This is a genomic window from Arthrobacter sp. SX1312 (assembly GCF_002929295.1).
Classification (GTDB): Bacteria; Actinomycetota; Actinomycetes; order Actinomycetales; family Micrococcaceae; genus Arthrobacter_D.
In genome coordinates, this window is record NZ_PJIM01000003.1 from 126605 (window position 1) to 143429 (window position 16825).

Sequence of the window (16825 nt, forward strand, 5' to 3'; positions counted from 1 at the left end):
TCCGGCCCCGCGCGCACCGGCCGGGGCGTCAGAGGAAGATGTCGGGGACCAGCCGGTCCTCCGGCACGCCGAGGCTGTACCGCGTCAGGTCGGTGACGCCTTCCTCGCGCAGCACCTGCTCGTCCGTGTAGAAGTTCCCGGTGCAGCTGCGCGACGGACGGACGAGGACGGCGTGGGCGGCGTCGGCGACGATCTCCGGGCTGCGGGCCGCCTGTACGAGGCGGCTCCCGCCGGGCATGTTGCGGATGGCCGCGGTGTCGATCAGGGTGGCGGGCCACAGCGAGTTGACGGCCACGCCGTCGTCCTCGAGCTCCTCCGCGAGGCCGAGGGTGGTCAGGCTCATCCCGTACTTCGCCATGGTGTAGGCGAGGTGCAGGCCCGCCCACTTCGGCGCGAGGTTCAGGGGCGGGGAGAGCGTCAGGATATGCGGGTTCGGCGAGGCCCGGAGCGCCTCGAGCGCGAACTTGCTGAGCATGAAGGTGCCCCGCACGTTGATGTCGGCCATGAGGTCGTACCGCTTCATGTCCACGTCGGGTGTCTTCGACAGGTCGATCGCGGAGGCGTTGTTCACGACGACGTCGATGCCGCCGAACGCCTCGACGGTCGCGTCCACGGCGGAGGCGACGTCGTCGTCGTTCCGTACGTCCCCCACGATCGGCAGCGCCATCCCGCCCGCGGCCTCGATCTGCTCCGCCGCGGTGTACACGGTGCCCTCGAGCTTCGGGTGAGGCTCCCCGGTCTTGGCCATGACGGCCACGTTCGCGCCGTCACGGGCGGCGCGGAGGGCGATGGCCAGGCCGATGCCCCGGCTTCCGCCGGACATGAGGATGGTGCGCCCGGCGAGCGTGGCCGGGGCCTGTGGTTCCTGCGCTTCGTTGCGTTCGGTCATGGCTCCACCATAAGCAGCGGCGAGCCCCGGACGGCCCGCGACGCACCGATGTTACCCGCGGGTAACATCGGTGGCCCGGCTAAGCGATGACGGCGGAAACTGTAGACGTCCTACAACGGCGCTCCCCCGGATCCTCACTAGACTGAGGGAAACGCGCCGTCTGTTGTCGGAAACCTCTAGTCACGGCTGGGGCTCCCCCGGTGGCGCCCGCCCTCCTCGACCCGCCGACCGGAGTATTCATGCATCAGGACCTGCAGCCCGACCTCACCACGACGGCCGGGAAGCTCGCCGACTTCCGGAGGCGCAAGGAGCTCTCGGAGCAGCCCTCGGGACCCGAGGCGATCGAGCGGCAGCACGCCCGGGGCAAGAACACGGCGCGCGAGCGCATCGACCTGCTCGTGGACGAGGGCTCCTTCGTCGAGTTCGACGCCCTGGCGGTGCACCGGTCCACGGCCTTCGGCATGGAGAAGAAGAAGCCCCTGGGCGACGGCGTCGTGTCCGGGTACGCAACCGTCGACGGCCGGCTGGTCGCCGTCTACAGCCAGGACTTCACCGTCTACGGCGGTTCGCTGAGCCAGGTGAACGGGGAGAAGATCGTCAAGGTGCAGGAGTTCGCACTGCGCAACGGCTGCCCCGTGATCGGCATCAACGACGGCGGGGGCGCCCGCATCCAGGAGGGCGTGGCGTCGCTGGCGATGTTCGCGGACATCTTCCGCAACAACGTCCACGCCTCGGGGGTGGTCCCGCAGATCTCCCTGATCATGGGCCCGTGCGCCGGCGGGGCGGCCTACTCCCCCGCGCTCACCGACTTCGTGGTCATGGTGGACAGGACCTCGCACATGTTCATCACGGGCCCGGACGTCATCAAGACCGTGACCGGCGAGGACGTGGACATGGAGACCCTCGGCGGGGCGCGCCAGCACAACACGACGACGGGCACCTCCGCGTATCTCGCCACGGACGAGGCGGACGCCATCGGCTTCGTCCGCGAACTCCTCGACTTCCTGCCCTCCAACAATCTCGCGGAGGCCCCGCTGACGGCGTTCGTCGAGGAACCCGAGGAGACGGACGAGGACCTCGCGCTCGACACCCTGATCCCCGACGCCGCGAACCAGCCCTACGACATGCACGCCGTCATCGAAGCGGTCGTGGACGACGCCCACTTCCTCGAGATGCAGGCGCTGTACGCGCCGAACATCATCACCGGCTACGCCCGCGTGGAGGGCCACACCATCGGCATCGTCGCCAACCAGCCCCTGCAGTTCGCCGGGACGCTCGACATCAACGCCTCGGAGAAGGCCGCGCGCTTCGTGCGCCACTGCGACGCCTTCAACATCCCCCTCCTGACCCTCGTCGACGTGCCGGGCTTCCTGCCCGGCAAGGACCAGGAGTTCCAGGGCATCATCCGCCGCGGCGCGAAGCTGCTCTACGCCTACGCCGAGGCGACGGTCCCCAAGCTGACGGTCATCACGCGCAAGGCCTATGGCGGCGCGTACATCGTCATGGGGTCCAAGAAGCTCGGCGCGGACCTCAACCTCGCCTGGCCCACCGCGCAGATCGGGGTGATGGGCGCGCAGGGAGCCGTCAACATCCTGTACCGGGGGCACCTGTCGGCCGTCGCCGAGGCCGGCGGGGACGTCGAGGCCGCACGCGCCGACGTCGTCCAGCAGTACGAGGAGGAACTGCTCAACCCGTACCAGGCGGCCGCCCTCGGCTACGTGGACGCCGTCATCGCGCCGTCCGAGACGCGCCTGCAGATCGTGCGCGGCCTCCGTGCCCTGCGCGACAAGCGCTCGGCCAATCCCGCCAAGAAGCACGGGAACATCCCGCTGTGACCGGCCACGACCCGCTCGACGACGCCTCCGGCGACAGCCCGGCGGCGGACGACGCCGTGGTCCTCTCGGTGGTGTCCGGCAACCCCACCGACGAGGAACTCGCGGCGCTCACCGCCGTCGTCGCCGCCCTGCAGGGAAGCGGCACCGGGTACGACGCCCGGAACCATGGGCGCTCCTGGGTGCGGCGGGCACTGCTGCGGCTGGGTCCGACGCCGGGCCCCGGATCCTGGCGGCGCAGCGTCCGCTGACCCCCACCGCGCGGCCGGCTCCTGGCCTCCTCAGCGCGGATCGGCGACCGTGCCGAGGAAGAGCGGCAGGCCCGTGTCCTCGTGGATGATCTGGTAGCCGAACGGCCGGTCGAAGGCGATGCTGACCTCGGGAGGCACCGGAGCGCTCGTCATCATGGCCAGCTGGGTGACGGCCGCGGCGATGGTGCCCTTCTCGGCCACCGTGATGGTCGCGGCCTGGGCAGCCCCCGAGACGCGGAGCCCGGGATGGATGGCGTCGAAGTCGGCGCCCGGACCTACGGTCTTCGCCAGCCCCAGACCCGCCAGCACCCCGATCAGGTCCAGATGGAGGCTGTGCTCCCACGTCGGCAGCGAGAGATCCACGCGGATGCTCTCCGCCGCGTCGAGTCCGTCCGCGATGCCGGCCAGCTCCTGTTCGTCCCAGGCGGGCGGGACCCCCTCGGCAGGCAGGACGAGCCGCAGGAAGAAACCGCCCCCGTAGGGCAGGTCGATGCCCTGCCAGTCGGGCCCCACGGCGTACCGGACCCAGCGGTAGCCGTGCATCGTCGGGACGAGGACCCGCGTGCCGGTGACCAGGATGAAGGGGTCCTGGCCCGTTCCGGAGGCATCGAACGGTTCATCCCAGGCCGCGGCGAAGTACACGGCGTTCAGCATCGACAGCCCGGTGTCCGCGCCGACCGCCAGCGGAGCCCTGGCGACGCGGCCGCCGGTCTCCCTCCACACCCAGTCGTCGATCAGCCCCGGCGTGGCGGGGTCCGCGAAGTCCACCGGGTGGACCCCCGCACCGTAGTACCGGGCGAGCGTGGCGAGGAACGCCTCCCCGATCTCCCCGCCCTCGGGGACGAAGACCGCGTTGGCGAGGTGCACGAGGGGCTGCCCGGGCAGATCCTCCTCGTCGACGCTGACGGGGTCGCCGTCGAAGTACTGCACCGTCGCGAGGAGCGCGTTCATCGCCGCGTGGTGCTCGACCGGGAGCCCCAGGACAAGGTCCATCTCCGCCGCCGTCGTCGAGCCCGCGCCGGCGCGCAGCATCGACAGGGCATAGAGCGCGCTGACCGGGCTGGAGACCTGGTTGGTGTCGGGGCGCGCGGTGAGGGCCACCCCGAGCCGGAAGGCCGAGCGTCGGAGGGCCTCCTCGGCGTCGGCATACCGTCCGGGTTCGACGACGGTGCGCGCCACAGGCGCCCTGAACTGCTTCATGGAAATCCCCTTCGCGTGATTTCCCCACGGTAGGCGCGGGCCCGGGAATTGACCATGGGGCGGGAAGCGGAACCCGCCCTTGACGCATACCCCTGGGGGGTATATGTTTACGGGCATCGGAGAAGGAGAGGACATCATGGACAGGAATCGATCCACCACAGCTCCGCCACCTGCGGAACACGAGGGTCATGGCGTGGACGAGGATCACCAGGTCCACTCCCAGGGCGAGCACGCCGGCCATTCCACGGCGATGTTCAGGCAGCGCTTCTGGATCAGCCTCGCCCTCGCGATCCCCGTCCTGGCGTTCAGCCCCATGTTCACCATGCTCCTGGGGTCCATGCCGCCCGAGTTCCCCGGCTCGACGTGGATCGCCCCGATCCTGGGCACGGTGATCTTCGTCTACGGCGGCACCCCGTTCCTGAAGGGCGGGGTGGCGGAGCTGAGATCCCGACAGCCGGGCATGATGCTGCTGATCGCGATGGCGATCAGCGTCGCGTTCGCCGCCTCGTGGATCACCACCCTCGGCATCGGCGGGTTCGACCTCGATTTCTGGTGGGAGCTCGCCCTGCTGATCGTCATCATGCTGCTCGGGCACTGGATGGAGATGCGGGCCCTCGGGTCGGCCGCCGGAGCCCTCGACGCCCTGGCCGCACTGCTCCCCGACGAGGCGGACCGGGTCACCGCTGCCGGGGTCGAGACCGTGCCGGTCAGCACCCTGGCGACGGGCGACGTCCTCCTGGTCCGTTCCGGCGCACGCGTCCCGGCGGACGGGAGGATCGTCGACGGGACCGCGGAGTTCGACGAATCGATGATCACCGGGGAGTCCCGCACCGTCTCCCGCACGATCGGCGAGACGGTCGTCGCCGGCACCGTGGCGACCGACACCGCGGTCCGTATGGAGGTGACCGCCGTCGGCTCCGAGACGACGCTCGCCGGCATCCAGCGCCTGGTCGCCGAGGCGCAGGCATCCTCCTCGAAAGCCCAGGCCCTCGCGGACCGGGCCGCCGCACTGCTGTTCTACTTCGCGCTCGGCGCCGGCATCCTGACCTTCGTCGCCTGGATGCTCCTCGGGAGCCCGGACGATGCCGTGATCCGCACCGTCACGGTCCTCGTGATCGCCTGCCCGCACGCCCTGGGACTGGCGATCCCGCTGGTCATCGCGATCTCCACCGAACGCGCCGCGAAGGCCGGGGTGCTCATCAAGAACCGGATGGCCCTCGAACGCATGCGCACGGTCGACGTCGTGCTCTTCGACAAGACCGGAACCCTCACCGAGGGCCGCCCCGCGGTCACGGCGACCACCGCCGTCGGCGGCGTCCCGGAGGGGGAACTGCTGGCCCTGGCCGCAGCGGCGGAAGCGGACAGCGAGCACCCCGTGGCGCGGGCCATCGTGTCCGCCGCACAGGCCGACCCCGCTGCGGCGGATCTCGCCTACGCCGGAACCGGCTTCAGTTCCCTGACCGGCCGCGGCGTCCGGGCGACCGTCGACGGCCATGACGTCGCGGTGGGCGGGCCCGCGATGCTCCGGGAACTCGGCCTCGGTACTCCGCCGGACATCGGGGGTACCGTCCGGGCATGGGTGGGCCGCGGCGCCTCCGTGCTGCACGTCATCAGCGACGGCGCCGTGATCGGTGCGGTGAGGCTCGAGGACAGGGTCCGCGAGGAATCCCGTGCCGCCGTGACGGCCCTGCAGTCCCGCGGGGTGAAGGTCGCGATGATCACCGGCGATGCACGCCAGGTGGCCGACGCCGTCGCAGCGGACCTGGGGATCGACGAGGTGTTCGCCGAGGTCCTGCCGCAGGACAAGGACTCGAAGGTCGCCGAACTGCAGGCGCGCGGCCTGAGGGTCGCGATGGTGGGGGACGGCGTCAATGACGCCCCGGCCCTCGCGCGCGCCGAGGTGGGCATCGCGATCGGGGCAGGCACGGATGTCGCCATGGAATCGGCGGGCGTGGTCCTGGCGGGCAACGACCCCCGATCGGTGCTGGCGATGATCGACCTGTCCCGCGCGAGCTACCGCAAGATGATCCAGAACCTCGTCTGGGCCACCGGCTACAACGTGGTGGCCGTGCCCCTCGCAGCAGGGGTGCTGGCCTTCGCGGGGATCCTCCTCTCCCCCGCTGCGGGCGCGGTCCTGATGAGCGTGTCCACGATCGTCGTAGCCCTGAACGCGCAGCTGCTGCGGCGGATCGACCTCCGCCCGGAGCGGATCCACACACCGTCGACCACCACCGAACACTGAAGGACCTGAACATCATGAAGCAGAACCTTTCCATGGCAGCACTGGGCCTCGCCGCCGCCCTCACCCTTTCCGCCTGCGTCACCACAGGCACCGACGCAGGCACCGGCGCAGGCTCGACGACGTCGCCGGCCAGCGCCGGCACCGTATCCGAGGAGCACAACCAGGCGGACGTGATGTTCTCCCGGATGATGATCCCCCACCACGAGCAGGCGGTGGAGATGAGCGAGCTGATGCTCGCCAAGGACGGCACCAGCCCCGAGATCAGCGACCTCGCGACACAGATCAGGGACGCACAGGCGCCCGAGATCGCCACCATGAAGGGCTGGCTGGAGACCTGGGACGACGCCATGGGTCCGGACAGCATGGAGAGCCACGACATGGGAGACATGGAAGGCATGGGCGACGGGGACGGCATGGGATCCGGGTCTGGCCCCATGGAAGGCATGGAGGGGATGCTCAACGAGGACGAGATGGCCGAGCTCGAGCGCGCCGAGGGCACCGAGGCCTCGCGCCTGTTCCTCGAGTCCATGACGGTCCACCACGAGGGCGCGATCGACATGGCGCAGGACGAGATCGAGAACGGCGAGAATCCGGACGCGATCGAGCTGGCCGAGACCATCGTGACGACGCAGCAGGCCGAGATCGACGAGATGAAGGACTTGCTCGCGTCCCCCTGATCCCGGGATCCGCCGGTGTGGCCGTCCGTCCGAGCCACACCGGCACCACCCACTCGGTAGCCTCCGGCAACGGTCTGCCGCTAGGCTCGGAACGTGACCCACGACACCCCAGCCCCCTCCCCGTCCTCCAGCGAGCAGCCCGCGCGGCAGGCCACGGCCATCGACGCCGTCGCCACGTCGTACTACGAGACCCTGCTCGAGCTGATGCCCAACTTCGCCACCGAGCTCGGCCTGCCCGGCCACGAGACGGAGTACCAGGACTACTCGCCCGCCGGGATCGAGGCCCTCGCCGAAGCCGCCCGCACCACCCTGCGCCGGCTCGAGGACCTGCAGCCGACCGACGACGTCGACGCCGTCACGCTGGACGCCATGCGGGAGAGGCTCGGACTGGACCTCGAGATCCGCGACGCCGGGTTCGGCTACTCCGAGCTGAACAACATCGCCTGCCCCGCCCAGAACATCCGCGCGATCTTCGACCTCATGCCCACCGCCACCGCGGAGGAATGGGATCACATCGCCGGACGCATGGCGAACGTGCCCGGCGCGATCGACGGCTACATCTCCTCCCTCCGCGCCGGTCGCGAGCGCGGCCTGGTCGCCGCACGCCGCCAGGTCGCCATCGTGATCGAACAGTCCACCAAGTACGCGGAGGACGGCGGATTCTTCGACGCCCTCGGCGCGACCGCCACCGCGGACGACGGCGAGCTGCCCGAGGGCGTCCGCGACCGGCTGCGGTCCGGCGCCGAGGCCGCCCGCAGCGCCTACCGCACCCTTGCGTCCTTCCTGCAGGACGACCTCCTCCCCTCCGCCCCCGAGAAGGACGCCGTCGGCCGCGAGCACTACGCCCTGATGTCGCGTGTCTTCCTCGGGTCCGCCGTCGACCTCGAGGAGACGTACCGGTGGGGCGTCGAGGAGCTCGACCGCGTGATCGCCGAGCAGGAGGCGGTGGCGAACGAGATCCGGGAGGGCGCCTCGATCGAGGAGGCCATCCGCATCCTCGACGAGGATCCCGCCCGCCAGCTCCAGGGCACCGAGGCGCTGCAGGCCTGGATGCAGGGACTCTCCGACAGGGCGGTGGACGCCATGGCCGGGGTCCACTTCGACATCCCCGACGTGATGCGGCGCCTCGAGTGCAGGATCGCCCCGACCAACGAGGGCGGCATCTACTACACCGGCCCCAGCGACGACTTCTCGCGCCCCGGCCGCATGTGGTGGTCCGTGCCCGAGGGTGAGGATTCCTTCACCACCTGGAAGGAGACGACCACCGTGTACCACGAGGGGGTCCCGGGGCATCACCTGCAGGTCGCGACGGCGACGTACCAGCGCGCGCTGCTGAACCCCTGGCGCCGCAACGCCATCTGGGTGTCCGGGCAGGGCGAGGGCTGGGCCCTGTACGCCGAACGCCTCATGCAGGAACTCGGGTTCCTGTCCGATCCCGGTGACCGCCTCGGGATGCTCGACGCCCAGCGCATGCGCGCCGCGCGCGTGGTGTTCGACCTCGGCGTCCACCTCGAACTGGAGATCCCCGAGCGGTGGGGCGAAGGTACCTGGACGCCGGAGAAGGGCTACGACTTCCTGAGGAAGAACATCGCCATCAGCGAGGGGCAGCTCAGCTTCGAGTTCACGCGCTACCTCGGCTGGCCGGGGCAGGCGCCGTCCTACAAGATCGGCCAGCGGCTCTGGGAACAGATCCGCGACGAGGTCCGGGCAGCCGAAGGTGAGGCGTTCGACCTCCGCGCCTTCCACACACGGGCCCTCAACCTGGGCTCCGTGGGACTCGACACGCTGCGCCGCGCGCTGGTCTCCTGACGTAGACGTTCGTCACAGGCGGGCCGGGGCGCTCCCCCGGTCCGCCCGCGACGGTGGCGGCATTCCGCGGAAGTCCCGCGGCATCGGGGACGACGACGATTTGCCGCTCCGTAACATTCCGCAACTTCCGCTTCGCCTTGGTATACGGCATCCCTAGAGTTTCGGGCGTGTCTACTGAAACCAGCTCCCCGCCCACCCGGCGCAGGCTGCCCCGCTGGGCGACCTCCTTCGGACCGCAGATCATCGCAGCCCTGGTCGTCGGGCTGGCCCTCGGCCTCATCGCCAAGTACACGGGGCACACCCAGGAGACGCCCACCGGCCTCGGCACCACGCTCGCCACCCTCGGCTCGAGCTACGTGGCCCTGCTCCGCGCCGCCGTCGTCCCCCTGATCTTCACCGCCGTCGTGAGCTCCATCGCGAACCTCCGCGCCGTCACCGACGCTGCACGGCTCGCCGGCCAGACCCTGCTGTGGTTCGCCATCACCGCCCTGATCGCCGTGGTCATCGGCATCGGCCTCGGTGTCCTCTTCCAGCCCGGCGCCGGCACGGACGCGACCCAGCCCGCCGAGTACACCGGCAACACGGGAAGCTGGTGGGCCTTCCTGACCGGGCTCATCCCCGCCAACTTCCTCGGCCTCCAGGCCTCCTCGGCCGTCGCCGAGTCGGGAGCCGTCACCACGGCCCTGAACTTCAACGTGCTGCAGGTCCTCGTGGTCGCCGTGGCCGTCGGCATCGCCGCCCTGAAGGTGGGCAAGCAGGCCGAACCGTTCCTCGCCGTCAACGCCTCCGCCCTGGCCGTCATCCAGAAGGTCCTCTGGTGGATCATCCGGATCGCCCCGCTCGGCACGATCGGCCTCATCGGCAACGCCGTGGCCGTCTACGGCTGGGACACCATCGGCTCGCTCGGGAAGTTCACCCTGGCCATCTACGTGGGCCTGGCCCTCGTGCTGTTCGCGGTGTACCCCGTGCTCATCAAGGCGCACGGGCTGTCGGTCAGGCAGTACTTCTCCGGCGCCTGGCCCGCCATTCAGCTGGCCTTCGTCTCGCGCTCGTCGGTGGGCACGCTGCCGCTCACGCAGCGCGTCACGGAGCGGAACCTCGGAGTACCCCGCGGGTACGCGTCGTTCGCCGTGCCCCTGGGCGCGACGACGAAGATGGACGGCTGCGCGGCCATCTACCCGGCGATCGCCGCGATCTTCGTGGCCCAGTTCTTCGGGATCGACCTCAGCCTCACCCAGTACCTGCTGATCGCTCTCGTCTCCGTGCTCGGCTCCGCGGCGACCGCCGGGACCACCGGCGCCGTCGTCATGCTGACGCTCACGCTCTCCACGCTGGGACTCCCCCTGGCCGGCGTCGGCCTGCTCCTCGCCGTCGACCCCATCCTCGACATGGGTCGCACCGCCGTGAACGTGGCGGGCCAGGCCCTTGTCCCGACGATCGTCGCCCGGCGCGAGGGCCTGCTGGACCTCGACCTCTACAACGCCCAGCGCACCGGCGACCCGTTCGCCGATGACAGCGTGACCGACGCACCCGACGCGGCCGCCGCCCCCAACGACGGCATCTCGGCGTCCGTGACCCGCTAGGTCCCGCCCGCTGCAGCGACGGCCCGCCCCCGGCATCCGCCCGGGAGCGGGCCGACCTGCGTCTGCGCTAACGATTCGGCGCCGTTCCGGGCAGCGACGGCGCTTTCCACCGGATACGGGAGGACGATTGACCTCCCTATCCAGTTCGACCAGGTGGTGCGCCGTGAACAAATCGCGCATGACGGGGAAGCTCTCCGCCACACTCGCCGCTCTCGCCCTCGCAGCAGGCCTCGGCCTCGCAGGGGGACCTCCGGCATCCGCCGCATACTGCGGCATCACATGGGGCTCGACGGCGAAAGTCGCCTCCACGTACACTTCACATCCCATCACCAACGTGCGCTCGGGCAGGCATGCCTGCTTCGACCGGATGGTGGTCGACACCAAGGGCCGCGGGGCCGGCTACCGCGTGGCCTACGTCCACCAGGTCCGGCAGCCCGGCTCGGGGTTCGTCGTCCCGTTGCGCGGAGGCGCCCGCCTGTCCGTGACGGTGCTCGCCCCCGCCTACGACGAGTACGGACGGGCCACCTACCGGCCCGCCGACCGCAGGAACCTCGTCGACGTCACCGGCTACTCCACCTTCCGCCAGGTCGCCCTGGCCGGGAGCTTCGAGGGGCAGACCACCTTCGGACTCGGCGTCCGGGCGCGGCTTCCCATGCGCGCCTTCGTGGTGCCGGGGCCCGGTGCCGGATCGAGGGTGGTGATCGACGTCGCGCACCGCTGGTGACGATCCTGCCGGTCGCGCCCCCGGAAGGTGACGCGGCCGGCGGCTCCCGCCGGTGGACCCGCGCGGTGGAACCGGGTGCCGCAGAGGCACCTAGGCTTGGTGCATGACCCTCCGCCTGATCCTCGCGTCGAAGTCCCCTGCCCGCACCCGACTCCTCGACGACGCCGGCATCCGGCACTCGGTGCTCGTCTCCGACGTCGACGAGCCCGCCGTCGTCGCCGCCTACGGCGACCTCGACGCGCACGACACCTCGCTGCTGCTGGGGCGCGCCAAGGCCGAGGCCGTCGCGGCACTGGAGGAGGCGGACGACGCCCTCGTCCTCGGGTGCGACTCCGTGTTCGAGTTCGACGGCGAGGCGCACGGAAAGCCCTACGAACCGGCGGTCGCGATCGAACGCATCAGCCGCATGCGCGGCCGCTCCGGCGTCCTGCACACGGGCCACTGGCTCGTGGACACCCGCGCCGGCGGCTCCGGGGCGACCGTCGGGGCGGTCTCCTCGGCGACCGTCCACTTCGGCGCGATGTCCGACGCCGAGGTGGAGGCGTACGTGGCCAGCGGCGAGCCCCTGCACTGCGCCGGATCCTTCACCATCGACGGCTTGGGCGGCGCCTTCATCGAGCGCGTCGACGGTGATCCGCACGCCGTGGTCGGGCTCAGCATCTCCACGCTCCGCGCGCTCCTGCTCTCGGCCGGCGTCTCCGTGACGGACCTCTGGTCGCCTACGGCCTCCTTGTAGGTTCCCTACAAAGGATCACCGCACAACACTCCCGTTCGGCACGATCCATGGGCGGAAGTCACCAAACCGGGCTAGGCTCCCACGAGAGAAGAAGGAGCCCCACCCCCCATGAGCCAGTCCCCCCTCAGCCCGTCCGAGTCCACCCCTGCGAACGCCCACAGCGCCGGCACCGACCCCCGGCAGCACCGCCGGGTGACGAAGGTCCTGGTCGCCAACCGGGGGGAGATCGCCGTCCGGGTCATCCGCGCCGCCCGTGACGAGGGAATCGCGTCGGTCGCGGTGTATGCGGAGCCGGACCGCGATGCCCTGCACGTCCGCATGGCCGACGAGGCGTTCGCGCTCGGTGGGGAGACCGCCGCGGAGTCCTATCTGGTCATGGACCGCATCCTGGAGGCCGCGGAGCGCAGCGGCGCCGACGCCATCCACCCCGGCTACGGCTTCCTGTCGGAGAACGCCGAGTTCGCGCAGCGGGTCCTCGATGCCGGCATCACGTGGGTCGGGCCCTCCCCGCACTCGATCGCGCAGCTCGGCGACAAGGTCCAGGCGCGGCACATCGCACAGCGCGTCGGCGCGCCGCTGGTCCCGGGCACCACGGACCCGGTGGAGTCCGTCCAGGAAGTCATCGACTTCGCCACCGAGTTCGGGCTGCCCATCGCGATCAAGGCGGCGTTCGGCGGGGGCGGACGCGGCATCAAGGTGGTCCGCAGCCACGAGGAGATCCCCGAGCTGTTCGACTCCGCCGTGCGCGAGGCGACGGCGGCCTTCGGCCGCGGTGAGTGCTTCGTGGAGCGATTCCTCGACGCCCCGCGCCACGTCGAGACGCAGTGCCTCGCGGACGCGCACGGAAACGTCGTCGTGGTCTCCACGCGCGACTGCTCCCTGCAGCGCCGCAACCAGAAGCTCGTGGAGGAAGCGCCCGCCCCCTTCCTCTCCGCCGCACAGAACACCCAGCTCTACGAGGCCTCCAAGGCCATCCTGCGCGAGGCGGCGTACCAGGGGGCGGGCACCTGCGAGTTCCTCGTGGGCCAGGACGGCACCATCTCCTTCCTCGAGGTGAACACGCGGCTCCAGGTGGAGCACCCCGTCTCCGAGGAGGTCACGGGCCTCGACCTCGTGCGCGAACAGTTCCGCATCGCCCGCGGTGAGGAACTCGGATACGGGGACCCCGAGGTCCGCGGCCACTCGTTCGAGTTCCGCATCAACGGCGAGGACGCCGGCCGCGGCTTCATGCCCGCACCCGGCACCGTGCAGACGCTCACCCTCCCGACCGGGCCGGGCATCCGCGTGGACTCCGGCATCGAAGCCGGCGAGGTGATCGGCGGCAACTTCGACTCCATGCTCGCCAAGCTGATCGTCAGCGGCGCCACCCGCGACCAGGCCCTGCAGCGCGCACGCCGGGCCCTGAGGGAGATGGTTGTGGAGGGCATGCCGACCGTGCTCCCGTTCCACGCCGCCGTCGTCGAGGATCCCGCGTTCGCGCCCGTCGACGGCCCCTTCTCGGTGCACACGCGCTGGATCGAGACGGAATTCACCAACACCATCGAGCCGTGGAAGGGGCCCGCCGAACCCACCGGGGACGACGATGTCCGCCAGCGCGTCACCGTGGAGGTCGGCGGGCGCCGCCTCGAGGTGGTGCTGCCCGCCGGGTTGGGCGCGACGCCGAACGGCAAGCCGGCCGCACCGGCGAAATCCAAGAAGTCCTCGCGCGCCCGGGCCGGCAAGACGGCCGTCAGCGGCGACGAGCTGACGTCCCCCATGCAGGGCACCATCGTGAAGGTCGCGGTGTCCGACGGCGACAAGGTGACCGAGGGCGATCTCATCATGGTGCTCGAGGCCATGAAGATGGAGCAGCCGCTCACGGCGCACAAATCGGGCAAGCTGTCCGGCCTGACGGCGAAGCCCGGCGACACCGTGTCCGCCGGCTCGGTCCTCGCCACCATCCGCGACTAGCCGTCCTGCCGTGGAATGACTCCGCCCTGATCTCCGTTCTGGAACTGTCGGTAGTTTCCACAAGCCACAAATGTCACGGAGTTGGTTCGTCATGAAAGCAATCGGAGTCACGGAGTTCGGCGGCCCCGAGGTCCTGACCGTTCAGGATCTTCCCGAGCCACATCCCGGTGAGAAGGAAGTACGCATCAGGGTCAGGGCTGCCGCCGTCAGCCCCACCGACACGAACGTCCGCACGGGCGCCTATGACATGAGCCGGTCCGAGCCGCCCTACATGCCAGGGATGGATGCCGCCGGTGTCATCGACGAAGTGGGCGACGGCAGCACGTGGTCCGTCGGCGACGCGGTCATGGCGATCGCGCTGCCCCTGGGGCACCACGGCGGCGCCTACGTCGAATACCTCGTGGCACCCGACGACTCGATCGCGCGGATCCCCGCGAACACCACGCTCGAGGAAGCCGCCACCCTTCCCATGAACGGCCTCACGGCCGTGCAGATCCTCGAACTCGCAGCACTGCAGCCCGGACAGGTCCTCGCCGTCACGGGTGGGGCCGGGACGCTGGGCAACTACACGATCCAGCTCGCCAAGCAGCAGGGCCTGGTCGTGATCACGGACGCAGCACCGAAGGATCGTCCCCTGGTGGAGGGTCTTGGAGCCGATCACGTCCTCGATCGGGGCGCGGACCTCGCCGAGCGCATCAGGGAGATCTTTCCCGACGGCGTCGACGCCGTTGCCGACACAGCGCTGCTGCACGGCGACGTCGTGCCCGCGGTGCGCGATCAGGGAGTCTTCGTCTCGGTCCGGGGCTGGAAGGGCGATCGACCTACCCGCGACATCCGTTTCGAGGCTGTCTGGGTGTTCGACGAGTACCTCTCCGCCGCCAAGCTCGACGGCCTCCGCCAGGCGGTGGAGGACGGCATCCTCACGGCGCGCGTGGCGGACACACTGGCCGCCGAGGACGCCCCCGAAGCGCACCGTCGTCTCGAAGCAGGAGGCGTCCGCGGTCGGCTGGTGCTGACCTTCTAGATCGCCAGGGCCGGGAGCGCCGACGTCCCGACCTCACGTGGTGGTCGTGCTGGAGCACGACCACCACGTGCCTCTTCTCCCGGACGGCGCGATGTCGGCCACCGGCAGAACCGTGGGGCATGAATGAGTACGGACGTTCAAGCGCCTCCGATCGCCGTCGGATCCTCGCTCCGGAACCCGCCGGCCACTAGCCTTGCAAGTCCAGTGGTCCTCGCTGGTACGCCCGACCATGGATCGGCGCAGAAGGTTACTCGGCAGCCAGGGAGAGATCGATGAGTTTCCAGAACCACCCCGTGACGCGTGCAGGACTTCTCGCTGCAGCCATTCTGCTGCTGGCCGGATGCTCGGCGGAACCGAGCCCTGACCCCGGTACCACGGCGACGCAGACCGATGACGGCGGTGCGGCAACGAGTCCCGCTGCCGGTTCGTCGGCCAGTCCGTCGGCCAGTCCGTCTGCCAGTCCGTCTGCCAGTTCGTCTGCCAGTTCGTCGGCCAGTGCCAGCCCTTCGGGTGCTGCCGGTGGGTCCGGGGCGTCAGCGACTCCCAGCGCAGGGGCCGGTACAACCACCATCACACTGCGAGCGGGCGACGAGCACACGATCACCAGCTCCACCACGCCGGTCACGGTGGAGTGCTCAAGTGGCGGCGACATCGACGTCGAGAGCAACAACGTGGAGGTGACCGTCACCGGTGACTGCGAGGACATCGAGATCGACGGCGACAACAATACGATCTCCGGTGGCTCCGCCGACATGATCGACATCGAAGGCAACAGCAACACGGCAGAAGCAGACGCCGTGGAGGAGATCAGCGTCGACGGTGACGGCAACACCGTCGAGGTCGGCGAGACCCGCGCGATCGACGTCGAAGGCAACGACAACACCGTCACCTATCGGACCGGTGACCCGGTCGTCGAGACCGAAGGGAGCAACTCGGTCTCGGCCTCCTGATGGGGGTCCACTGCTGTTGACTTCTCCCCGATAAACGAGCACGCTTGGGGTTCTCGCCCCGGACCCTGGCGGAGGACCGCTACTGCCGTTCCACCAGGGGAGTCCCATGGCACACGTACGAAACGACGAGCGCTACAGCGAGCGCAGCTCTGCCCGGACCCATCGACGTGCCGCGGCTGGGATGTGCGAAGCATGAGCGAGGAACTCAGGGGTGGGTTGTCGCTGCAGCACGGCGGCAGTGTGCGGGAACGCGATCTCGCCACGGAACTGGCCGAGTTGGCTCGCGAACTGCAGGGGGAACCGGACTCCGACGCGATCCTCGCCGGCTTCGTCCACGCGGCCCTCGACCTGATCCCCGGGGTCGACGAAGGGTCCGTCAGTCTTGTCCTCGGGCGCAAGCACATCGGAGCCCACGCCCCCTCCGGGGAACTACCGAGGCGCATCGACTCACTGCAGATGGAGACCGGGCAGGGCCCGTGCCTGGAATCGGCGTACGAGCACCGGACCGTGCGGGTCCCTGACATGGCGCACGAGGAGCGGTGGCCGCTGTTCGCGCCGCGGGCCGCCGAGGCCGGCGCCAAGGGGATGCTCTCCATCCAACTGTGGGTCCAGGGCGATGATCTGGGCGCGCTGAACCTCTACTCGTACGAGGCCGACGCGTTCACGGACGAGTCCGAGAACGTGGGCCTGCTGGTCGCCTCCCACGCGGCGGTGGCGTTCGCCGAGGCCGAGAAGAGCCGGCAACTCCACCAAGCCATCGATTCCAGGGACGCCATCGGTCAGGCCAAGGGCATCCTCATGGAACGCCACAAGATCACCGGCGAGCAGGCCTTCATCGTGCTGTCCATGGCAAGCCAGCGCACCCACCTGAAGCTCTGGAACGTCGCCGAGCACCTCATCAGCAGCGGCGACCTACCCCACAGGGACACCGCGCGCTGACGGGCGCGCGATGCGGAAG

15 protein-coding genes are annotated in these 16825 nt (G+C 70.1%); 12 read left to right on the forward strand and 3 right to left on the reverse strand.

Going from position 1 to position 16825, the window contains the following annotated elements; translation table 11 throughout:
* Positions 1–28: 28 nt before the first annotated feature.
* Positions 29–889 (reverse strand): NAD(P)-dependent oxidoreductase, encoded by an 861-nt coding sequence (locus CXQ92_RS13860; RefSeq protein WP_104168360.1) that lies wholly within the window; start codon positions 887–889, stop codon positions 29–31.
* A gap of 251 nt (positions 890–1140) precedes the next feature.
* Here CXQ92_RS13860 and CXQ92_RS13865 point away from each other — a divergent pair, with 251 nt between their 5' ends.
* On the forward strand, positions 1141–2724 hold the full coding sequence (locus CXQ92_RS13865) for an acyl-CoA carboxylase subunit beta (RefSeq protein ID WP_104168799.1): 1584 nt from the start codon (positions 1141–1143) through the stop codon (positions 2722–2724).
* Positions 2721–2972 carry an acyl-CoA carboxylase epsilon subunit gene (locus CXQ92_RS13870; RefSeq protein ID WP_104168361.1) on the forward strand — a complete coding sequence of 84 codons (252 nt, stop codon included), beginning with the start codon at positions 2721–2723 and terminating at the stop codon, positions 2970–2972. Before CXQ92_RS13865 ends, CXQ92_RS13870 begins: the two co-directional genes overlap by 4 nt.
* 30 nt (positions 2973–3002) lie before the next feature.
* Here CXQ92_RS13870 and CXQ92_RS13875 read toward each other — a convergent pair whose 3' ends face one another.
* Positions 3003–4172 (reverse strand): serpin family protein, encoded by a 1170-nt coding sequence (locus CXQ92_RS13875; RefSeq protein WP_181033671.1) that lies wholly within the window; start codon positions 4170–4172, stop codon positions 3003–3005.
* A 136-nt stretch (positions 4173–4308) separates the two neighbouring features.
* Here CXQ92_RS13875 and CXQ92_RS13880 point away from each other — a divergent pair, with 136 nt between their 5' ends.
* The 8 genes from CXQ92_RS13880 (at position 4309) to CXQ92_RS13915 (ending at position 14917) form a co-directional block, all read left to right on the forward strand.
* Positions 4309–6414 carry a copper-translocating P-type ATPase gene (locus tag CXQ92_RS13880; RefSeq protein WP_258069952.1) on the forward strand — a complete coding sequence of 702 codons (2106 nt, stop codon included), beginning with the start codon at positions 4309–4311 and terminating at the stop codon, positions 6412–6414.
* Between the two features lie 14 nt (positions 6415–6428).
* A complete protein-coding gene (locus CXQ92_RS13885) occupies positions 6429–7091 on the forward strand; it encodes a DUF305 domain-containing protein (RefSeq protein ID WP_104168364.1) in 663 nt (220 codons plus the stop codon).
* A 93-nt stretch (positions 7092–7184) separates the two neighbouring features.
* Positions 7185–8900, forward strand: a complete 1716-nt coding sequence (locus CXQ92_RS13890; protein ID WP_258069953.1) for a DUF885 domain-containing protein — start codon at positions 7185–7187, stop codon at positions 8898–8900.
* Between the two features lie 167 nt (positions 8901–9067).
* On the forward strand, positions 9068–10483 hold the full coding sequence (locus CXQ92_RS13895; protein ID WP_104168365.1) for a dicarboxylate/amino acid:cation symporter: 1416 nt from the start codon (positions 9068–9070) through the stop codon (positions 10481–10483).
* A 178-nt stretch (positions 10484–10661) separates the two neighbouring features.
* Positions 10662–11207: a hypothetical protein gene (locus CXQ92_RS13900; RefSeq protein ID WP_104168366.1), complete on the forward strand. Its 546-nt coding sequence runs from the start codon at positions 10662–10664 to the stop codon at positions 11205–11207.
* 103 nt (positions 11208–11310) lie between these two features.
* Complete coding sequence (locus CXQ92_RS13905; protein ID WP_104168367.1) at positions 11311–11943, forward strand: nucleoside triphosphate pyrophosphatase; 633 nt, start codon at positions 11311–11313, stop codon at positions 11941–11943.
* A gap of 108 nt (positions 11944–12051) precedes the next feature.
* Positions 12052–13893 carry a biotin carboxylase N-terminal domain-containing protein gene (locus tag CXQ92_RS13910; protein WP_104168368.1) on the forward strand — a complete coding sequence of 614 codons (1842 nt, stop codon included), beginning with the start codon at positions 12052–12054 and terminating at the stop codon, positions 13891–13893.
* A gap of 91 nt (positions 13894–13984) precedes the next feature.
* A complete protein-coding gene (locus CXQ92_RS13915; RefSeq protein ID WP_104168369.1) occupies positions 13985–14917 on the forward strand; it encodes an NADP-dependent oxidoreductase in 933 nt (310 codons plus the stop codon).
* 247 nt (positions 14918–15164) lie between these two features.
* On the opposite strand, the gene CXQ92_RS18225 is transcribed toward CXQ92_RS13915, so the two are convergent.
* Positions 15165–15542: a hypothetical protein gene (locus CXQ92_RS18225; RefSeq protein ID WP_181033672.1), complete on the reverse strand. Its 378-nt coding sequence runs from the start codon at positions 15540–15542 to the stop codon at positions 15165–15167.
* A gap of 1 nt (position 15543) precedes the next feature.
* Here CXQ92_RS18225 and CXQ92_RS18230 point away from each other — a divergent pair, with 1 nt between their 5' ends.
* Together CXQ92_RS18230 and CXQ92_RS13925 are read left to right on the forward strand one after the other, a co-directional pair.
* Positions 15544–15867, forward strand: a complete 324-nt coding sequence (locus CXQ92_RS18230) for a DUF3060 domain-containing protein (RefSeq protein WP_181033673.1) — start codon at positions 15544–15546, stop codon at positions 15865–15867.
* A gap of 192 nt (positions 15868–16059) precedes the next feature.
* Entirely contained in the window at positions 16060–16806 is a 747-nt protein-coding gene (locus CXQ92_RS13925; protein WP_104168371.1) for a GAF and ANTAR domain-containing protein, read from the forward strand.
* Positions 16807–16825: the final 19 nt, after the last annotated feature.